General features: G+C 29.9%; 18 protein-coding genes. 15 read left to right on the top strand and 3 right to left on the bottom strand.

Annotated features, from left to right (window positions below; all coding sequences use genetic code 11):
• The first annotated feature begins 99 nt into the window (after positions 1–99).
• The 7 genes from lonB (at position 100) to B3N22_RS05550 (ending at position 6767) form a co-directional block, all read left to right on the top strand.
• Positions 100–1782 (top strand): ATP-dependent protease LonB, encoded by a 1683-nt coding sequence (gene lonB / locus B3N22_RS05580; RefSeq protein WP_073017823.1) that lies wholly within the window; start codon positions 100–102, stop codon positions 1780–1782.
• A 153-nt stretch (positions 1783–1935) separates the two neighbouring features.
• Positions 1936–4275: an endopeptidase La gene (gene lon / locus B3N22_RS05575; RefSeq protein WP_286905342.1), complete on the top strand. Its 2340-nt coding sequence runs from the start codon at positions 1936–1938 to the stop codon at positions 4273–4275.
• Positions 4265–4864, top strand: coding sequence for a ribosome biogenesis GTP-binding protein YihA/YsxC (gene yihA, locus B3N22_RS05570; RefSeq protein ID WP_073017818.1), 600 nt, complete (start codon positions 4265–4267; stop codon positions 4862–4864). The genes lon and yihA overlap by 11 nt, the downstream gene beginning before the upstream one ends.
• 173 nt (positions 4865–5037) lie before the next feature.
• Positions 5038–5424 carry a hypothetical protein gene (locus tag B3N22_RS05565; RefSeq protein ID WP_286905341.1) on the top strand — a complete coding sequence of 129 codons (387 nt, stop codon included), beginning with the start codon at positions 5038–5040 and terminating at the stop codon, positions 5422–5424.
• A gap of 56 nt (positions 5425–5480) precedes the next feature.
• Positions 5481–5699, top strand: coding sequence for a hypothetical protein (locus B3N22_RS05560; protein WP_286905340.1), 219 nt, complete (start codon positions 5481–5483; stop codon positions 5697–5699).
• Between the two features lie 60 nt (positions 5700–5759).
• Positions 5760–6023, top strand: coding sequence for a hypothetical protein (locus tag B3N22_RS05555; RefSeq protein ID WP_021802874.1), 264 nt, complete (start codon positions 5760–5762; stop codon positions 6021–6023).
• A 141-nt stretch (positions 6024–6164) separates the two neighbouring features.
• On the top strand, positions 6165–6767 hold the full coding sequence (locus B3N22_RS05550; protein ID WP_286905339.1) for a hypothetical protein: 603 nt from the start codon (positions 6165–6167) through the stop codon (positions 6765–6767).
• Between the two features lie 141 nt (positions 6768–6908).
• Here B3N22_RS05550 and B3N22_RS05545 read toward each other — a convergent pair whose 3' ends face one another.
• A complete protein-coding gene (locus B3N22_RS05545) occupies positions 6909–7841 on the bottom strand; it encodes an FG-GAP repeat domain-containing protein (protein ID WP_073017808.1) in 933 nt (310 codons plus the stop codon).
• A 110-nt stretch (positions 7842–7951) separates the two neighbouring features.
• Between B3N22_RS05545 and B3N22_RS05540 the strand changes: the two genes are divergently transcribed.
• Complete coding sequence (locus B3N22_RS05540; RefSeq protein WP_286905338.1) at positions 7952–9154, top strand: ABC transporter substrate-binding protein; 1203 nt, start codon at positions 7952–7954, stop codon at positions 9152–9154.
• Between the two features lie 27 nt (positions 9155–9181).
• Here B3N22_RS05540 and perR read toward each other — a convergent pair whose 3' ends face one another.
• Positions 9182–9595, bottom strand: a complete 414-nt coding sequence (gene perR / locus B3N22_RS05535; RefSeq protein ID WP_021802870.1) for a transcriptional regulator PerR — start codon at positions 9593–9595, stop codon at positions 9182–9184.
• Positions 9596–10155: 560 nt separating this feature from the next.
• On the opposite strand from perR, the gene B3N22_RS05530 reads away from it, so the two are divergent.
• Together B3N22_RS05530 and B3N22_RS05525 are read left to right on the top strand one after the other, a co-directional pair.
• The gene (locus B3N22_RS05530) at positions 10156–10485 is read left to right on the top strand and encodes a hypothetical protein (protein ID WP_021802869.1); all 330 of its coding nucleotides are present in this window, start codon (positions 10156–10158) and stop codon (positions 10483–10485) included.
• A 107-nt stretch (positions 10486–10592) separates the two neighbouring features.
• Complete coding sequence (locus tag B3N22_RS05525; RefSeq protein WP_073017804.1) at positions 10593–10802, top strand: hypothetical protein; 210 nt, start codon at positions 10593–10595, stop codon at positions 10800–10802.
• 22 nt (positions 10803–10824) lie between these two features.
• On the opposite strand, the gene B3N22_RS05520 is transcribed toward B3N22_RS05525, so the two are convergent.
• Positions 10825–12294, bottom strand: coding sequence for a nicotinate phosphoribosyltransferase (locus tag B3N22_RS05520; protein WP_073017802.1), 1470 nt, complete (start codon positions 12292–12294; stop codon positions 10825–10827).
• A gap of 128 nt (positions 12295–12422) precedes the next feature.
• Here B3N22_RS05520 and B3N22_RS05515 point away from each other — a divergent pair, with 128 nt between their 5' ends.
• From B3N22_RS05515 to B3N22_RS05495, 5 genes are all read left to right on the top strand, one after another.
• Positions 12423–14387 (top strand): ATP-dependent helicase, encoded by a 1965-nt coding sequence (locus tag B3N22_RS05515; RefSeq protein WP_286905337.1) that lies wholly within the window; start codon positions 12423–12425, stop codon positions 14385–14387.
• A gap of 41 nt (positions 14388–14428) precedes the next feature.
• Positions 14429–14746 (top strand): hypothetical protein, encoded by a 318-nt coding sequence (locus tag B3N22_RS05510; RefSeq protein ID WP_073017798.1) that lies wholly within the window; start codon positions 14429–14431, stop codon positions 14744–14746.
• Positions 14747–14819: 73 nt separating this feature from the next.
• Positions 14820–16787, top strand: a complete 1968-nt coding sequence (locus B3N22_RS05505; protein WP_286905336.1) for a cell division FtsA domain-containing protein — start codon at positions 14820–14822, stop codon at positions 16785–16787.
• Positions 16788–16803: 16 nt separating this feature from the next.
• Complete coding sequence (locus B3N22_RS05500) at positions 16804–17982, top strand: M20 metallopeptidase family protein (protein ID WP_286905335.1); 1179 nt, start codon at positions 16804–16806, stop codon at positions 17980–17982.
• A gap of 50 nt (positions 17983–18032) precedes the next feature.
• Positions 18033–18995 (top strand): RluA family pseudouridine synthase, encoded by a 963-nt coding sequence (locus B3N22_RS05495; protein ID WP_286905334.1) that lies wholly within the window; start codon positions 18033–18035, stop codon positions 18993–18995.
• Positions 18996–18997 lie beyond the last annotated feature (2 nt).

Here is an 18997-nt window from a genome sequence, read left to right as displayed (position 1 = left end):
CTTTTTTTATTTTCTTTTTTTAGAATTTGTTAACAAAATTTTAGAATAGGATTGTATAAGACAGTCAATAATAACAATGTAAAGAAGGGAGGGTAATTAATGGAAAGTATTAATGTGATGGTCTTTCTACAAATAATATTGATCCTTGTTTTATTTATGCATGTGGTTACAAATTCTAAAACTACTCGTAATCAAAGAGTGGTTATAGATAAAGAAAGCAAAAAGGAAATGGAGAACCTTAATAAGCTGAGAAATATAAAATTAAGTGAGCCACTTACTGAAAAAAGTAGACCTAAAGAATTCAAAGAAGTGATAGGTCAAGAAAAAGGAATAATGGCATTAAAAGCAGCGATATGCGGTCCTAATCCTCAGCATGTAATAATTTATGGTCCACCTGGAGTTGGTAAAACTGCAGCTGCAAGATTGGTATTAGAATATGCAAAAACTAAAGGAAACACTCCATTTAGCAATGAAGCTAAGTTTGTTGAAGTTGATGCTACTACGATAAGATTTGATGAAAGAGGGATAGCGGACCCTTTAATAGGCTCTGTACATGATCCTATATATCAGGGGGCAGGATCTATGGGTATTGCAGGGATACCTCAACCTAAACCAGGAGCTGTAACTAAGGCTCATGGGGGTATATTATTTTTAGATGAAATAGGTGAATTACACTCCACAGAGCTTAATAAGTTATTGAAGGTTTTGGAGGATAGAAAGGTATTTCTAGATTCTTCGTATTATAGCTCAGAGGATCCTAATATGCCTGTGTATATTAAAGAAGTATTTGACAATGGTTTGCCAGCAGATTTTAGGTTAATTGGTGCAACCACTAGAAGTCCAGAGGAGATAGCGCCTGCAATTAGATCAAGGTGCGTAGAAATATTCTTTAGGGCTTTAGATGAGGAAGAGATACAAGTAATAGCTCAAAATGCTATTAATAAAATAAATCTAACTATAGATAAAGAAAGCTTAAATAAAATTTCAAGATACTGCACAAATGGAAGAGAAGTTGTTAATATTGTTCAGTTATGTTCGGGTTTAGCTATAAATGAAGATAGGAAAAACGTAACTATTAAAGATGTAATGTGGGTAATTGAAAATGGGCAGTATACAGAACGCGGAGATAAAAGAATATATGATAAACCGCAAGTAGGAATTGTAAATGGGTTAGCTGTATATGGATCGAATTTAGGAACCTTGATGGAGATTGAGGCTACAGCTAAAAAGGTTGATAAGGAAAAAGGAAATGTTAAAATTACTGGTATAGTTGAAGAAGAGGAAATAAGCAGTAATAATAGAAAAATAAGAAGGAAGAGTAATGCTCATTGCTCTGTACAAAATGTATTAAGTATTTTAGAAAACATTTTTAAAATAGATTGTTCATCCTATCATATTCATGTTAATTTTCCGGGTGGTACTCCAGTAGATGGTCCTTCAGCCGGAATAAGTATAACTTGTGCAGTTTATAGCGCTATTAATGGAATACCAATAGACAATAAGGTTGCTATGACTGGGGAAGTATCATTAATAGGCAAGGTTAAGCCTATAGGAGGAGTAAGTGCAAAAATATTAGCAGCTAAAAAATCTGGAGCTACAACTGTTATAATTCCAAAAGATAATTATGATGAAAGCTTAGAGAAAATAGAGGGCATAAAGATAGTTCCAGTAGAAAATATTAAAGAAGTTTTGGAAGTAGCTTTATTTAAAGATTATTCTCAAAAGAAAGATGATAATGTAAATATTGAAGTATTATATGCAGAGGGTAATGAGAGCTTTTAGTTAAAAAGAAAAATCCATCTAGATTTTAGGTGGATTTTTTCTGTGTAGAGAACAAACATACTCTTAATAGATTGAAAATTGTTGAAAAATAAGAGGTTTATGTGTATAATTATTTAACTAGAGAAGTACAATCTTTAAAGGGAGGAAATTTAAATGAGTGAAAAGGTTAAACTTCTTCCTCTTATTCCACTTAGGGGCTTAACTGTATTCCCTAATATGGTGATTCATTTTGATGTTGGAAGAGAGAAGTCCATAGCTGCATTGGAAGAAGCTATGCTAAATAAACAAGAGATATTTTTAGTATCACAAAAGGATGCTAAGATAGATGATCCAGAGATTAGCGATGTATATAATGTTGGAACTATATCTATAGTAAAACAACTTTTGAAGTTGCCAGGAGATACCGTAAGAGTATTAGTTGAAGGTATAGAAAGAGGAAGATTAGTAGAGTTTATAAATAGGGATAAATATATTAAAGGAAATATAGAATCTATTTATGACAATAATGATGAGTATAAAGATAATGTGGAATTTCTTGCATCCTTAAGAAAACTAATGGATGATTTTAGTGAGTTTTTAGATTTGTCAAATAATAAGACGGCTGATGAAGTTTATGACATGGATGAAAGTGATGAGCCAGGTAGAGTTATAGATATAATTGCGTCCTATTTAATGTTAAAGCATAAAATTAAACAGGAGATATTAGAAGCTTTAGATATTAAAGAAAGAGTGGAAAAGCTTTTAGTAATAGTTAAAAATGAAATAGAAGTTTTAAAATTAGAAAAAAAGATTGGTTTTAAAGTTAAGAAGAAAATTGATAAACTTCAAAAGGAATATTATTTAAGAGAGCAGCTAAAGGTAATTAAAGAAGAACTAGGTGAAGATATTGAAGAAAAACTTGAGATAGAGAAATATGAGAATTTAATAAAAAAAGCAAAACTTCCAAAAGAAGTGAAAGAAAAAGCTACTTATGAGTTAAATAGATTAAAAAATTCATCTTCTTATTCTCAAGAAGGTTCAGTTATTAAAACTTATTTAGACTGGATATTAGAGTTGCCTTGGAACAAATCAACTAAAGATAATTTAGACTTAACTAAAGCTAGAGAGATATTAGAAGAAGATCATTATGGATTAAGTGATGTAAAAGAGAGAATAATAGAATATCTAGCTGTAAAGAAGATGAGCGACAGTTTAAGAGGGCCTATTTTATGTTTAGTAGGGCCACCAGGAGTTGGAAAGTCATCAATAGCTAAATCAGTAGCAAAATCTCTTAATAGAAACTTTATTAGAATATCATTAGGTGGAATAAGAGATGAGGCTGAGGTTAGAGGTCACAGAAAAACTTATGTTGGGGCTATTCCAGGAAGAATAATATATGGTATAAAAAATGCTAAATCAAAAAATCCATTAATATTATTAGATGAGATAGATAAGGTAAGTAGAGATTTTAAAGGGGATCCATCAGATGCCTTGTTAGAGGTTTTAGATCCAGAACAAAATTCTAATTTTAGAGATAACTATATTGAGTTAGATATGGACTTGTCAAAAGTTATGTTTATTACTACAGCTAACTCCTTAGATTCTATCCCAAGACCATTATTAGATAGAATGGAGATAATAGAGGTTTCTGGGTATACATATGAAGAAAAGTTCAATATTGCTAAAAAATATCTATTACCAAAAGTTTTAAAAGAACATAATTTAGATGAGAATAAGCTTAAGATAAGTGAGTCTGTAATTAAAGATGTAATTGAATATTACACTAGAGAATCAGGAGTAAGAAATCTTGAAAGAAAGTTAGGAACTGTTGCTAGAAAAGCGGTTACTGACATAATGGAAAAAAACAAAAACAGTGTTTCTATTAATACAGGTAATTTAGAAAAATATTTAGGAAATAAGATTTTTACTTATGATAAGATTGGAAAAGATGATCAAGTTGGAGTGGTAACAGGTATGGCTTGGACTGCTTACGGTGGAGATACTCTTCCTGTAGAGGTTGTAGTTATGAAGGGCACTGGAAAGCTAGAACTTACAGGTCAATTAGGAGATGTTATGAAGGAGTCAGCAAAGGCTGCTTATTCTTATGTTAGAGCTCATGCTAGTGAATATGGTATAAATGAAGACTTCTATAAAGAGAAGGATATTCACATACATGTTCCAGAAGGGGCTGTACCTAAAGATGGTCCTTCAGCAGGAGTTACTTTAATAACTGCTCTTGTAAGTGCTTTATCTAACAAAAAGGTTAGGCACAATGTTGCAATGACAGGAGAGATAACATTAACTGGAAAAGTGCTTGCTATAGGTGGGCTAAAAGAAAAAGCTTTGGCAGCATTTAGGGCTGGAATTGACACAGTAATTGTACCAAAGCAAAATGAGAAAGATGCTAATAAAATCCCTAAAACTATAAAGAGTAAATTAAAATTTATATTTGCGACTAAAGTGGAAGAGGTTTTAGAACATGCATTAATTGGAGTTGAACTAAATGAATATTAAACAATCTGAATTTATAATATCAGCAGTAAAAAGAGAACAATATCCTATAGATGGGATGCCGGAAGTAGCCTTTGTAGGAAGATCAAACGTAGGAAAATCTTCAATTATAAACGCAATAACAAATAGAAAAAAACTAGCTAAAACAAGTCAAACCCCAGGGAAAACTAGATTAATAAACTTTTTTCTTATAAATAAAGAATTTTATCTCGTGGATTTACCTGGTTATGGATATGCTAAGGTATCTAAGACGGAAAAAGCAAGTTGGGGTAAAACTATAGAGTTATACATCAATGATAGAGAAGAACTTAAAAGAGTTGTTTTATTAGTAGATTGTAGGCATAAACCAACAAGTGATGACATTACAATGCTTGAGTGGACTAAACATTTCGGATATGATTATGTTATAGTAGCAACTAAAAGCGATAAACTTTCCAATAACGATCTTAAGAAAAGTGAGAAGATAATAAAAGAAACCTTAAAATTAGGAAAAGAAGATAAGCTGTTTTTCTTTTCCTCACTTAATAAAAAAAGAAGAGATGAGTTAATAGATTTTGTTTTTGGTGGAATTGTAGAAGAATCAGAAGAGTAATAAAAATGAAAAATCCCATTCTAGGTTAATGCTTAGAATGGGATTTTTGTTGTATATAAATATATATTCCATATAATCTATAATATTCCAATATTTTGTAGCAACTTTTTGAATTGCAGAATAGTATATACTATAAAATCTTAATTATTTAAAAATGAGAGGAGGATTTTCCTGTGGAAATTAATGAAATTTTAAATGGATTAGGCGGACAAAAGGATAACTGTAATAATAATGGGTTCGGCGGAAGTTGGATCTGGTTAATTCTGTTGTTTATACTATTTGGTAGCGGCTGTGGTGGCGGATTTGGAGCTGGTTCCCCTGGCGGATATCAAGGATATGCTCCAGTAGGAGACACTTATACTTGTAAGTGTAAATGCAAAAAGAATAAGTGCTGCTGTGGAAGTATGCCAATGTATCAACCATATGCAACTCAACAAGGTGCTGGCTGTGGATTTAATTCATGGTGGATAATAATATTATTAATATTCTTCTGTGGTTGTGGAAGAGGTTTCGGAAATAATGGCTGCGGATGCAATGATAATAATAACGTTTGTGTTTAATCTAAAAACATTGTAGATAAAAAATTAAAATAACTTGAATTTAGGAGGAAAAATATATGAGTAAATGTTGTTGTAAACCTGATCCATGTTGCGGACAGCCAATGGGCGGTTATCCAATGGGAGGATACCCAATGGGAGGCGGATACCCAGGCGGATTCGGCGGATTAGGTGGATGCGGATTCGGTGGAAATGGAATATGGTGGATAATAATATTATTAATATTCTTCTGTGGATGCGGCGGAAGAGGATTTGGTAATAATAATAACTTCTGCTAATATAAAAAATAACTTTAGAAGAAAAATAGTATAAAGATACAATTGAAAGGAGCGATTTGTATGAGTAAACATCGTCATTGTGATGAATATGAGTATTGCTATCAAACAGCAGTTAATCCTTATATGAGTGCTGGAGTAGCTCCATATGGTGGTGGTTGCGGATTTGGTGGAAATAATATTTGGTCACTTATAGTGTTATTAATTATACTTTGCAAACCAGAAGTATTGTGCAATGACAGAGCATTTATATTAATTTTATTGTTCTGGCTTTGTGGAGGTTCTGGAGTAGGAGCTGGAGCAGGAGCACCAGGTTTCGGATTTTAGTATAATAGTTGGAGGGCAAAGCCCTCCAAAAAAATATTCACATATAAATATATAATCTTCACCTATAGATATCTAATTATACATATATAAATAAATACATAGAAGTACATACCTATCTAACAATATGTAGGAGGAAACTTAATGTCAAGAAGAAGACATCGAAATAGATCTGAGAATATACCTAATCCTCAAGCTCAGCCCAATAATATGAATCCTATGGGATTTAATCCAAATCAATTAATGGATATGCTAGGTGGCAATTTTGATATGGGACAAATTGCAAGTTTATTGGCTGGAATGAGTGGAGAAGGCTTTAATATGAATAGTTTTGCAAATCTTGCAAATATGTTTAATATGAATAATAGCGCACCTAATATGGGGAATATGGGAAATGCAAATGGTATGGGCAATATGGGCAACCTAGGGGGCCTTGGTAATATGGGTGGTCTAGGCAATTTAGGAAATTTAGCAGGACTTGGTGGTTTAGGCGGATTGGGAGATATAGGAAATATAATAAGCATGATGGGGTTAGGTAATATGGGAGGAAATAGCTCCAATAATTTCTCGGATAATTCAGCTTACAACGAAAATGTAAACTTCAGTGAAGCTAGTACTGAAGAAGTTACTGATGATGATAGAAATATGCAAATGATGAAAGCAATGAGAAGAATTGTGGATCCTGAAAGAGTAAAGTTTATAGATAGAGTTATTGATCTTTATGAAAAAGGAAAATTTTATGATTAATATGAAACATATTGAATAGAATATGACAAGAAGGTAATACTACAGTTATAAGGAGATTTATCTCCTTGTTATAGTAAGTTTAACTTATTATAACTAAACCCCCCATCCCCCTTTTTAGGCCGCTTTAGCGGCCTTTTATATTTATGAATAAGTTATGGATGATATATTATATTTATTATCTGAATATTTTAAAGAAATTCGTATACTTATAGATTCATTAGCTTTAGATTTTGATTTGTCTGTCTTTTTAAAGTTAAGTTCCCACATAACTGATGATATGTTTCCATTATTATCCCAGTCAGTATCTACAAAAAAGGCATCCTGTAAGTTATAGCTATAGAGTTCTTTTTCTAATTTCCACAATAAAGCAGTGTCATTTCTTGATATGGAGCTACTAAAGATATTAGGAAGTTCAGATGGTTCGTAAGGATTTTCTACAATATCCGTAAATTTAATAACCTCATCTTTACCTGGAACAGGAGAGTTTTCATAGGTTATATCTTTAAAATTACTACCTATAAGCATATGACTTTCAAAAGAAAATACTCCATTAACAATAGATCCAGAAAATACTTTTGGTGTTTTATTATTTTTTGAATTAAGAATTCCTATAATGTTATTTTTGGAGAAATGAATATCATCAAAACCAGTACCATTCCATCTAAAAATATGTGAAATAGGTGTACCTTCTTGAGAGGATTGAAGAAAAATTTCTGGAATACCATCTCTAGATATATCACGTATAAAAAGTCTCATTCCCCAATAAGGATATTCTTTTCCTAAGGAGCCTATTTGTTTGTCTGGAGACAACATGTAGCTTTTATCTTTAATATTTATACTAGCATAATACTTATCCTCTTTAGTCGTAATGTATAAAATATCCTCATTTCCATCTCCATTAAAATCTTTTTTAACTCCTTTTTCTATATCCTTTTTTGCCATTACCATAGAAGTTTCATCATAAGATTTTTGTGAAAAGAGACTATATATAAACAAAAGCGATAAAAAAGTAAATATAAAAAAAAGTGCTATATAGATATTTCTCTTAGTTAGAAAAATAACTTTAAACTTCATTAATAATCACCTCAATAGAATTATATGAAGGCGAGAGAATTTTATTCTAAATATAAATAGTATGAAGGAATTAATATTGAGCAAAATATTTATTAAAGGAGGCGTGATATATGAAGAAATATATTTGTTTTTTGCTTGTATTAATTTTAGGGTTTATGCCAGTAGCTTGCAAGAAAATTGACAAGAGTAGAGATAAAGAAGTTATTGTTTTAGTAGAGAATAATAGTATACCTATTATGGATAATTTAAATAAAATATTAGATAAATTTAAAGAAAGTAATAGTGAGATTAATCTACAGATAATAACAAAAGATAATATTAAGGATGCAATTAGTAATAAAGATTTGTCTCCAGATATATTGATAACTACTAGAAGTAGTTTTATAGAAATATTTAAGGAAAATGAACTACAAGCAATAGATGAGATAATAAAAGAGGAAAAGTATAATGAAAATTTTTATAATATAAATACATCAAGTGGAAGATTAAAGGATAAATATTATGGGATAGGTGCTTTTCCATATACAATAGATTTTTTATATAACCCTAAGGCTCTCGAAAAACTTAATATAAAAATCCCTGAAAATTCAGCAGATATGTTAAATTTATTAAAAACTTTAAGGGATAAAAATATAAAAATCCCCTATATTCTACCTGAGGAGGTTAGTCTAGAGTTAGCATTATCATCCTATATAGCTAATTTTTTATTAGTGTCATCTCAATTAAAAGATATTTATGGAGATAGTGAAGAAGATTATAAAAAGTTAGAATCTATGCAGCAGATGTTTTCTATAATGAATTCAATAGTTTCTAGTGGACAATTTAACCTAACTAACTTTTATGTAGGTTCAGAACATAATATAGAAGAACTTGAAAATGAAGAAATACCTATATTAATAGGTACATCATTTTTATCTAAAAACATAAAAAAAGTTAATTCAATAAAAAGTATATCAAATATTAATTTGACTGAAAACACAATGTTTTCACCTGTAGGATTAGGTGCAATGATATCTCTTTATGCTGAAGGAAAAAATAAGGATTCTTCTAGAAAGTTATTGGGATATTTAGTTAAAGAAGATATGTATTCTGACTTATCAAAAGAAGGAATAATAGTTGCTAATAAAAACTTAGATATGAGTTTAGAAGGTGTAAGGGGAGCTATGGCAAAAAACATTGTTAACGCAAATGAAAATAATGTTTTCTACTTTTATAATATTCCTAAGAAATATTTATCAAGCCTAAAAGAAAAGTTAAAAGAAGTAATGAATGGTAAATATGACGGTAATGAATGGAATGATATTATTAAGTAAAAAAATAAAGCTACCTAAAAAGTAGCTTTATTTTTCTTGGCATTCTTCACAAACACCATAGAAATAAATTTTGTTTGAAAGTATTTTGTACTTTGAGTTTTGTTCAGCTTCAGTGTTTAGTGAACTAAAGTCTAAGGTATCTAAATCATCGACTCTACCACATTCAACACATTGAACATGAGGATGCTGTCCTAAAGTACCATCATACCTAAAATTGCCTTCACCAACATTTATCTCTTGAACAAGACCAACCTCTACTAAAGTTTTTAATGCTTTGTATACGGTTGCCAGACTCATAGTAGGATATTCAGTTTGAAGGGCTTTGTAGATTACTTCTGCTGAAGGATGTTCATGTGTACTTTTTAGGTACTTATAAACAGCAATTCTTTGAGGTGTTAATTTAAGCTTTTTTTCTCTGAAAATAGAAGTTATATTATCCATGGTCACCATCCTTGAATTTAATTAATTATATTATATGATAATAATTATTTACTGTCAATTCTTATTTATTAATAATTTATTCATAAAGAGAAATAAATTTCAAATAATATAAAAAAATGCTTGTATTACTACGAAAAGTTTGATAAAATAAAAACATGGTTGTTAAACAATTAACAATCCTCATAAATCCATGTTCATTTTATTTCATTTAACTTTAAGAACAGTTTTACTGTTCTTTTTGTTTTTAAAAGCTTCATCAGATTAATTAGCTATTATAGATAATCACATGTATTAGTAAGATCTAGGACAACTAATTCTACTGGAAATTTTTTATACTCAATATTAAATAATAAAGTATATACGTATAAAAAACAACATAAAATTTAAAAATAATACAATATTTTTAAATGAGAAGTTTTGTACAAGTATAAAGTGAAATTACTGAAAATGTTAAATTTATAATAAATATGTTATAAATTAGAGTTATGCTTTATTTAGGTGTTGAAAGAAATATTTAACAATGGTAAACTATTCTATAAAGAAAATAGGAGGTGTAAGTTATGGCAAAATACAAAGTTGGAGAAGAATTAATAATAGTCAATGATGAAAACGTAGAAAAAAAGAAATTAAAAGAATTAACTTATCTTAAAACAGATGAAGACTTTGCACAAATTTCTTGGGGACTTAAGATCATTGATGTAGAATACAACAATCCTAATGTAACTCTTACATATAGAAATGTTGATGGAGAGATAAATAAGGTATTTGCTGTTTGCAGAGATATAGAGAATTTTGATCAAGAAAAAGTTTTAGAGAAAGCCCTTCTTAAGGCCTTTCAAAATGAGATAATAAATATATCTGTGGTTAAAAATACAAATTTTAAAAAATAGATAAATATAAAAATTAAATTATTTACTGGTAATATAATCAGTAAATAATTTAATAATTAAAATACATTATTTAAAGTGGAAACCTTTACGGGTATGGGGGTATGAATATGAGTCAGTGTCCATTTTGGTCAATAAATGGGGAGAAAATTAACTGTTATTCTGAATGTCCTATTCATGATGGACTAAAAGCAGATGAGATTTGTCCGTTTAAGGAACTAGTAGAAGTTAAAAATATATCTATGAGTGCTTTTGATAGGTTTAACTATGAAGAAGAATTTAATTCATTAGATTTACCTAAAATATCTGTGTATAAATAAAGAGGATGATAAATCATCCTCTTTATTTATACATATTTGAATATTTATGAAGTAATCCTTGTTTTAGTATCCATAAGTCTTCAGACAAGTCTACATAGTAGGTGTGTGGATTCTCAAATCTTAGAACTTCCGGCCATAATTTAACACTTTCACTTATTACTAAGTCTCTTATATCCATAACTGATGGAGAAGAGTAGCAGCTTTTACCCTTGTTAAAAATCTGAACTCTCATGTCTTTAAGATAATAATTAGTTACTTTTTTTCTTTTCCAAGTGTGGATAGGATTAAATAACTCTAAAGGTTCATTTTCATCAAGGTTTTCATTTCCTAAAGCAATTAGGTCAGCGATAGCCATATGACTGTTTTTATCGAAAACTCTATAAAGTTTTTTGAAACCTGGATTCGTAATTTTCTCTTCATTTTCACTAATCTTTATCTTAGGAATAATTTCTCCGTTTTCTTCAATAGCAACTAATTTATATACGCCACCAAATACAGGTTCACTTTTAGCTGTTATTAATCTTTCACCAACTCCAAATATATCTATAGTTGCTCCTTGTTTTAGAACATCACTAATTATATATTCATCAAGAGAATTAGAAACGATTATTTTACAGTCAGGATATCCTGCATCATCAAGCATTTTTCTACACTTTTTAGAAAGATAAGTTATATCACCTGAGTCAATTCTTATAGCTCTTGGTCTATAACCTTGAGGTGTAAGAATTTCATCAAATACTTTTATAGCATTAGGTATACCAGATTTAATTACATTATAAGTATCAACTAAGAAAACACAATTATCTGGGTAAGTTTTTGCCCAAGCTGCAAAAGCTTCATATTCTGTAGAAAATAGCTGTACCCAGCTATGAGCCATAGTACCGGAAGCTGGAATATCAAACATTTGCTCTGCTATTGTGCATGCTGTAGATGTACAGCCACCTATCATTGCTGCTCTTGCACCATATATTGCACCATCGTATCCTTGAGCACGTCTAGAACCTAATTCGATTACAGGCCTTCCACCAGCTTCTCTACATATTCTATTAGCTTTAGTAGCTATTAATGTTTGATGATTTATAGTTAGTAATATCATAGTTTCAATAAATTGTGCTTGGATTATTGGTCCCTTTACAGTAACTAAAGGTTCATTAGGAAATACAGGGTTTCCCTCAGGAACAGCCCATACATCACAAGTAAATTCAAAGTTTCTAAGATAATTTAAAAAATCTTGAGAAAATATATTTTTACTTTTTAGATATTCTATATCATCATCATTGAATCTTAAGTTACTAAGATATTCAATTAATTGTTCAACTCCAGCCATAATGCAGTATCCACCGCCATCTGGAACTCTTCTAAAAAACATATCAAAATATGCTACTTTATCATAGATATCATTACTAAAGTAACCATTACCCATAGTTAATTCATAAAAATCAGTAAGCATAGTAAGATTTCTATCATTTTTAACATCAAAAACTTTAGTCATATTAGTACCGTCCTCTACTAAAAAATAATATAAAATTATTGTAACCCTATAAGATAATTATTACAATATAGTTATTTAATAAATAACATGTCAATAATATAGATGATAAGGTAACTTGAGGTATTTTTATGTATAAATTAGATGAGTTTCAAATAAAGGCTGCAACTTCAGATGAACGAAATTTACTTGTGGTTGCGGCTCCGGGGTCAGGGAAAACCACTGTAATAGTAAATAGAGTAAGGTACTTAATTGAAGAAAAAGGGATAAGTGCAGGGAATATTATTGTGATTACTTTCACAAAATCCGCTGCCGTAAATATGAAAGAAAGATATCTTAAAGAGAGTATAGATAAGAAAGCTCCCTTCTTTGGAACATTTCATGGATTGTTTTATAAACTATTAATAAGACACTTAGGGAAGATAGATATTATTTCATCAACAGATACTTATAGAATTATAGAAAAAAACTTAAAGATATACATAGATGATGTATCAGAGGACAAGGTGAAGGAAGTTTTAAATGCGATATCCCTGCATAAAACTTCTTTAGGAGAGGTAGCTATAGATGATTCTATTATAGCTAGCTGTTTTGAACAATATGAGTTATATAAAAAGGAGAAAGACTTATTAGACTTTGACGACTTACAGATAAATATGTTTAAGATTTTGTCTGAGGACCAGAGTATATTAGATAAATATACTAAGATGTTTAGATGTATTTTAGTCGATGAGTTTCAGGATTGTGATAGTTTGCAGCTTAAAATATTGAAACTTTTAAATAGAAATAATAGTGTATTTTGTGTAGGTGATGAAGATCAGTGTATATATTCTTTTAGGGGATCTAGGCCAGAATGTATGGTTAATTTTCATGAAGAGTTTAATGGAAGTAAGGTATATCTTTCTTACAATTATAGAAGTTCAAAGAATATCGTTGATATTTCTAAAAAACTTATTGAAAACAATAAAAATAGAAATTTTAAAGAAATAATAAATTATAGAAAAAGTGATGGAGAAATTAGATTAATTAATCCATATAGTGAAAAATTTCAAGGAGAAGATATTGTTAATCGTATAGAAGAAAAATATACACAGGGAATTCCTTTATCAACAAATGTTGTGATTTATAGAACAAATGTTGAAGCGAGAAGTATAAGTGATGAGTTAATTAAAAGAAAAATTCCATTTAGATTTTTAGATAAGGAGTATAATTTTTTTGAGCATTTTATATGTAAAGATATAATTGCGTATATGAAATTAGCAGTAGATCCCTATGATTTTAGTAGCTTTAAAAAAATAATAAATAAACCTTTTAGATATATAAGCAAGCAAAATATAGATATAGTTGGAAATGATATAATTAAGGATAATGTATTTAGTAAACTTATCAATAAAGGAGATTTAAAAAGCTTTCAATTAAATAAAATAGATAGATTAAAAAGTGATATAGCATACCTAAACAAGGTCTCTATAATGACTGCCTTAGATTATGTGCTAAATGATTTAGAGTATAGGGAATATATAAGAGAGTATTCAGAAAAGTTTAAAATCTCCTCAGATGATATAGAAATTATAATACAAGAGTTAAGAACTATACTTACAGAATTTAAAACAATAAGTCTATTTTTAGCTCATGTAGAACTAGTAAAAGAAGAGCTTAGTTCCATAAAGAGGACAACAAAAGAAGATGGGGTACTACTAAGTACTATTCATGGTGTTAAAGGGCTAGAGTTTGAAAGTGTGCATATTTTAAATTGCTGTGAAGAAATAATACCTCATGGAAATTCCAAAAATATTGAGGAAGAAAGAAGACTTTTTTATGTGGGAATAACAAGAGCTATAAATAATTTATATATTTATTCTCCTAAAACAATTAGAGGGAAATTTGTTAATAGTTCAGTATTTTTAAAAGAGTTAGACTATAAAGAAGAAATCAGGGATTATGGTTATAAAAATGGGGATAAAATAAGGCACAAAGCTTATGGCAGTGGAATAGTTAAGGACATAAGTGGAGATACTATAGATATAGTTTTCGAAAATGGAGTCGAAAGAAAGTTCTCATTGATAGTCTTGGTGAAAAATGGTATTATAGGTTAGAATATGGATTGCTTGGGGGTATATAAAAAAGGAGTGATTGTATGGTCTCATTTAAAAAAATGTGGGAAGATGTTAACTCATTAGTAATTGCAGGAAAATTTAATGATTTAGAAAACATTAAAAGTTATGAAGAAGGCTTCATTGTAAATAATGAAGGAGAAACTATGTTTTTGGATTCTCAAGACTTTATTGACTTTTGGTGTAAAATGCTTCTGTATAAAGAGATAGATATGTCTTCAAAACTTAATAACCAAAACGATAATTTTAATCTGATATACATGTTAATAAGACAGTTACCATATATAGAAGAAAATCAAGGAAAGTTAACCTTAATGTCTTCTTTTGTTGAAAAGCATTAACGTATATAATATAATTTTATTATGCTCATATTCATATGAATATGAGCTTTTATTATAAGGAGTAGATGCAGATATGGATATTAATGATTTTAAAGGTGATGATTTAATTTTCGCATTAGATATAGGAACAAGAAGTGTTATAGGAACAGTTGGTGTAATTAAGGAAAATAAATTTTATGTTATAGCAGAAGAGTACATAGAACATGATGAAAGAGCCATGATAGATGGACAAATACATGATATAACTTTAGTAGCTTCTAAAGTTATGCACGTTAAGAATAAGTTAGAAAAATCTTTAGAAAAAGAGTTAAAGGAAGTCTTTATAGCAGCGGCTGGAAGATTTCTTAGAACCTTAGAAGTGAGTGTAGATCAAGAATTAGATTCTAGTGAAGAAATTACTAAGGATGTAATAAGAGGTTTGGAACTTCTTGGAGTAAGTAAGGCTCAAGAAGAGATTCAAAGAGAAAAACAAGGAAAGTTATATGCTGTTGGATATAGTATTAAAAACTATTATTTAAATGGATATAGCATATCCAATCTATTAGGACATAAGGGTGAACAAATAAAAGCAGAAGTAATAGCAACATTTTTACCGAAGTCAGTAATTGAATCCCTTTATGGAGTTATGAATAGAGTTGGATTAAAAATAATAAATATGACTTTAGAGCCTATAGCAGCTATGGAGGCTGTAATACCTCCAAACTTAAGACTATTAAACTTAGCATTAGTAGATATAGGAGCTGGAACGTCAGATATAGCAATATCATCGAATGAAACTATAGCTGCTTATGGCATGGTTCCTTTAGCTGGGGATGAAGTCACAGAAGCTATTGTACAAGCTCTTTTAGTAGATTTTAATATGGCAGAAAAAATTAAAAGAGAGATTTCTACTAAAGATAAAGTTGAATATTTGGATATCATAGGGCTCGAAAATACGGTATCTAAAGACGAAGTTTTAAATATAATAAAACCAGTTGTAGAAAAAATATCAGAAGAAGTTTCAAGTAGAATTATTTCCTTAAATGGTGGTAAGTCTCCAGCAGCAGTATTTTTAGTAGGTGGAGGGGCTCACACTCCAATGATGAAAGAATTATTAGCTAAAAAACTAAATCTTCAAGAGCAAAGAGTTGCTATAAGAGGAAGGGAAGCAGTCACTCAATGTGTTGTATTAGATAACAATATGGGGAGTGTAGGTGTAACAGTATTAGGAATAGCATTAGTAGGAGTTAAAAGTGCAGGACGAGATTATATAGATGTGGTACTTAACGATAAAGTCATAAGTTTATTTAACTCTCACAGTCACAAGGTCATGGATGTATTGATTCAAGCTGGAATTAGTCCTAAGGTTCTTATGGCCAGAAATGGGAAAAGCTTAAGATATACTTTAAATGGTATTAAAAGAGTAGCTTTTGGAGGATTAGGTGATAAAGCTAAAGTATACATAAATGGAAAAGAAGAGACATTAGACAGTAAAGTTAAAAATGGAGATAATATAGAGCTTATATATGCAAAAGAAGGCAAAAATGCATCTGTCAAATGTATTAATTTAATTGAAGAAATCAACACCTTAAGCTTTAAAATAGACGATGAAAATCATAATTTGGAGCCTATATTTATTAAAAATGGAGAAACTGTTTCTCCAACTGAATATGTGAAAGAGGAAGATGAAGTTCAAGTAATTATTCCTAAGACCATAGATGATATTAAAAAATATTTATTTGATAAAGAAATTAAATTATATAAAGAGAATATAGAATTGGGAAATGAGTACATAATAAAAGAGGGAGATAATTTAACTACAAAAGTTAGAAATGTTGAAGAAAGTGTTAATACAAGCGGAGAAGTATTAAAAGTTAATATTAACGGAAAAGAAGTAGTTTTATCTGGAAGAAAAAGCTATGTGTTTGTGGATGTTTTTAACTATATTAAGTTTGATCTTTCTCATGCAAAAGGAACTATAAACTTAAAATTAAATGGAAAAGCAGCTGCTTATACTGATATATTAAAAGATGGGGATAATATAGAAGTATTTTGGAGTTAGTAGAAGGGGGCAAGTTATGATAGATTTTCTAGAAGAAGCAAAGGCAATAAAAAAAGAGCTTGTGGCATGGAGAAGAGATTTTCACGAAAATCCAGAACTAGGATTTGAGGAATGGAGAACCTCTGGAGTAATTAAAGAGTTCCTTAAAAGTGAAGGAATTCCATATACAGAAGTTGCTAAAACTGGTATATGTGCAGTTATAAAAGGAGGACAAGAAGGTAAGACTATAGCATTAAGAGCAGATATAGATGGGTTACCCATTCAAGACAAAAAAAGTTGTGATTATAAATCAAAGGTTGAGGGGAAAATGCATGCATGTGGACATGATGCTCATACAACCATATTATTAGGTGCAGCTAAGCTTTTAAATAAGTATAAATCAGAATTAAAAGGGAATGTTAAACTTTTATTTGAACCAGCAGAAGAGACTGTTGGGGGTTCGAGATTTATGATAGGTGAAGGTGTACTAGAAAATCCCAAAGTAGATGGAATAATTGGACTTCATGTAAATGAGGCATTAAGTGCTGGTGAAATTAAAATAAAAAAAGGTGTTGTTAACGCTGCATCTAATCCATTTAAGATAAAGGTTAAAGGGAAAGGTGGGCATGGAGCAGAACCTCATAACGCTGTAGATCCTATAGTAATGGCATCACATCTTGTTCTTGCGCTTCAACCTTTAGTAAGTAGAGAAATTTCACCTGTTAATCCAGCAGTTATAACTGTAGGTAGTATAAATGGTGGATACGCAGAAAATGTAATCCCTGACGAAGTTACATTAAAGGGAATAATAAGAACCATGACAACAGAAGATAGAGAATATTCGAAAAAAAGATTAGAAGAGATAACTAAAAGTATAACAACAGCTTTTAGAGGAGATTATGAAATAGAAATACAAGAAAGTTATCCTTGCCTTTATAATAATGATGATATGGTAGACTTAGTTTCAGAAGCCGCAGTTAAAATTATAGGTAAAGAAAATGTTAAAGAGCAGCTTGCTCCATTTATGGGAGTTGAGAGTTTTGCATATTTTGCTATGGAGAGAAATGCTGCCTTTTACTTTTTAGGAATAGGTAATAAAGAAAGAAATATAGTTAGTCCTATACATAATGCTCTATTCGATATAGATGAAGAATCTCTACCAATAGGAGTAGCTATTCAATGTCAAAGCGCATTTGATTATTTGACAAGAAAGTAATTTAATATTAATCTATTTAGATGGAGAAATATACATTTGGAGTTGATTGTGTGAAAATAGAAATAGGAACAAATGAAGCAGGGCAGAGATTAGATAAATTTTTAAGGAAATTACTAAAAGATGTGCCATTAAGCGTTATATTTAAAGCACTGAGAAAAGGTGACGTTAAAGTTAATGGGAAAAAGCAAAAAGAGAAGTATTCTTTAGAAGTGGGAGACTTAGTTGAAGTAAGGTACGTAACTAGTGAAACGAAGAAAAAAGAACCTAACTTTCAAAAAGTTGATGCTTCAGGATTAAAGATTACATATGAAGATGAAAATCTTTTACTTGTTGAGAAATGGCCAGGAGTATTAGTACATTCTGATAAAAAAGATGGTCCTCCAACTTTAACAGATTATGTATTAAGCTATCTTAATGATAAAGGGGATTATCTTCCAGAGAAAGAGGTTACTTTTACGCCAGCTTCTTGTAATAGATTAGATAGAAATACATCTGGGATGGTGTTTTTTGGTAAAAACTTCGAGGCTTTAAAGAGTTTAAATGAACTTATAAGAGACAGGGAAGTTAAAAAATATTATACTGCCTTAGTAAAAGGTCGTATAAAAGATAGAGTTTATGAAGGGTACATATTAAAGAATCAAGAAAATAATGTATCTAAAGTATATAATGATAGAGTTCCAAACTCTAAAAAAATTGCTATGGAAGTTAAAACTATACAAAGTAATGGAGCTTTTTCATTAATTGAGATAGAGCTTATAACAGGAAGAAGTCATCAATTAAGAGCTCACTTAGCAGAACTTGGCAATCCTATAATAGGAGACGCAAAGTATGGGGAGAAAAAGCTAAATTCATTTTTTAATAATAAATTCGCACTAGATTATCAATATTTATACGCATATAAAGTTATATTTAAAAATGTACCAGAGAAATTTAGCTATCTTAAAAATAAAACTATAGCAGAGGGACTTCCGCCAATGTTTAAGAAGATAAAGACGGATGTGTTTAAATTTTAGTA

The organism is Clostridium sp. UBA1652, from assembly GCF_002320975.1.
GTDB lineage: Bacteria > Bacillota > Clostridia > Clostridiales > Clostridiaceae > Clostridium_T > Clostridium_T intestinale.
This window is presented reverse-complemented; position numbering and strand designations above follow the sequence as displayed.

Coding starts and splice junctions, on each gene's coding strand:
- lonB (WP_073017823.1), top strand. CDS start 100: ATGGAAAGTATTAATGTGATGGTCTTTCTACAAATAATATTGATCCTT.
- lon (WP_286905342.1), top strand. CDS start 1,936: ATGAGTGAAAAGGTTAAACTTCTTCCTCTTATTCCACTTAGGGGCTTA.
- yihA (WP_073017818.1), top strand. CDS start 4,265: ATGAATATTAAACAATCTGAATTTATAATATCAGCAGTAAAAAGAGAA.
- B3N22_RS05560 (WP_286905340.1), top strand. CDS start 5,481: ATGAGTAAATGTTGTTGTAAACCTGATCCATGTTGCGGACAGCCAATG.
- B3N22_RS05555 (WP_021802874.1), top strand. CDS start 5,760: ATGAGTAAACATCGTCATTGTGATGAATATGAGTATTGCTATCAAACA.
- B3N22_RS05550 (WP_286905339.1), top strand. CDS start 6,165: ATGTCAAGAAGAAGACATCGAAATAGATCTGAGAATATACCTAATCCT.
- B3N22_RS05545 (WP_073017808.1), bottom strand. CDS start 7,841: ATGAAGTTTAAAGTTATTTTTCTAACTAAGAGAAATATCTATATAGCA.
- B3N22_RS05540 (WP_286905338.1), top strand. CDS start 7,952: ATGAAGAAATATATTTGTTTTTTGCTTGTATTAATTTTAGGGTTTATG.
- perR (WP_021802870.1), bottom strand. CDS start 9,595: ATGGATAATATAACTTCTATTTTCAGAGAAAAAAAGCTTAAATTAACA.
- B3N22_RS05530 (WP_021802869.1), top strand. CDS start 10,156: ATGGCAAAATACAAAGTTGGAGAAGAATTAATAATAGTCAATGATGAA.
- B3N22_RS05525 (WP_073017804.1), top strand. CDS start 10,593: ATGAGTCAGTGTCCATTTTGGTCAATAAATGGGGAGAAAATTAACTGT.
- B3N22_RS05520 (WP_073017802.1), bottom strand. CDS start 12,294: ATGACTAAAGTTTTTGATGTTAAAAATGATAGAAATCTTACTATGCTT.
- B3N22_RS05515 (WP_286905337.1), top strand. CDS start 12,423: ATGTATAAATTAGATGAGTTTCAAATAAAGGCTGCAACTTCAGATGAA.
- B3N22_RS05510 (WP_073017798.1), top strand. CDS start 14,429: ATGGTCTCATTTAAAAAAATGTGGGAAGATGTTAACTCATTAGTAATT.
- B3N22_RS05505 (WP_286905336.1), top strand. CDS start 14,820: ATGGATATTAATGATTTTAAAGGTGATGATTTAATTTTCGCATTAGAT.
- B3N22_RS05500 (WP_286905335.1), top strand. CDS start 16,804: ATGATAGATTTTCTAGAAGAAGCAAAGGCAATAAAAAAAGAGCTTGTG.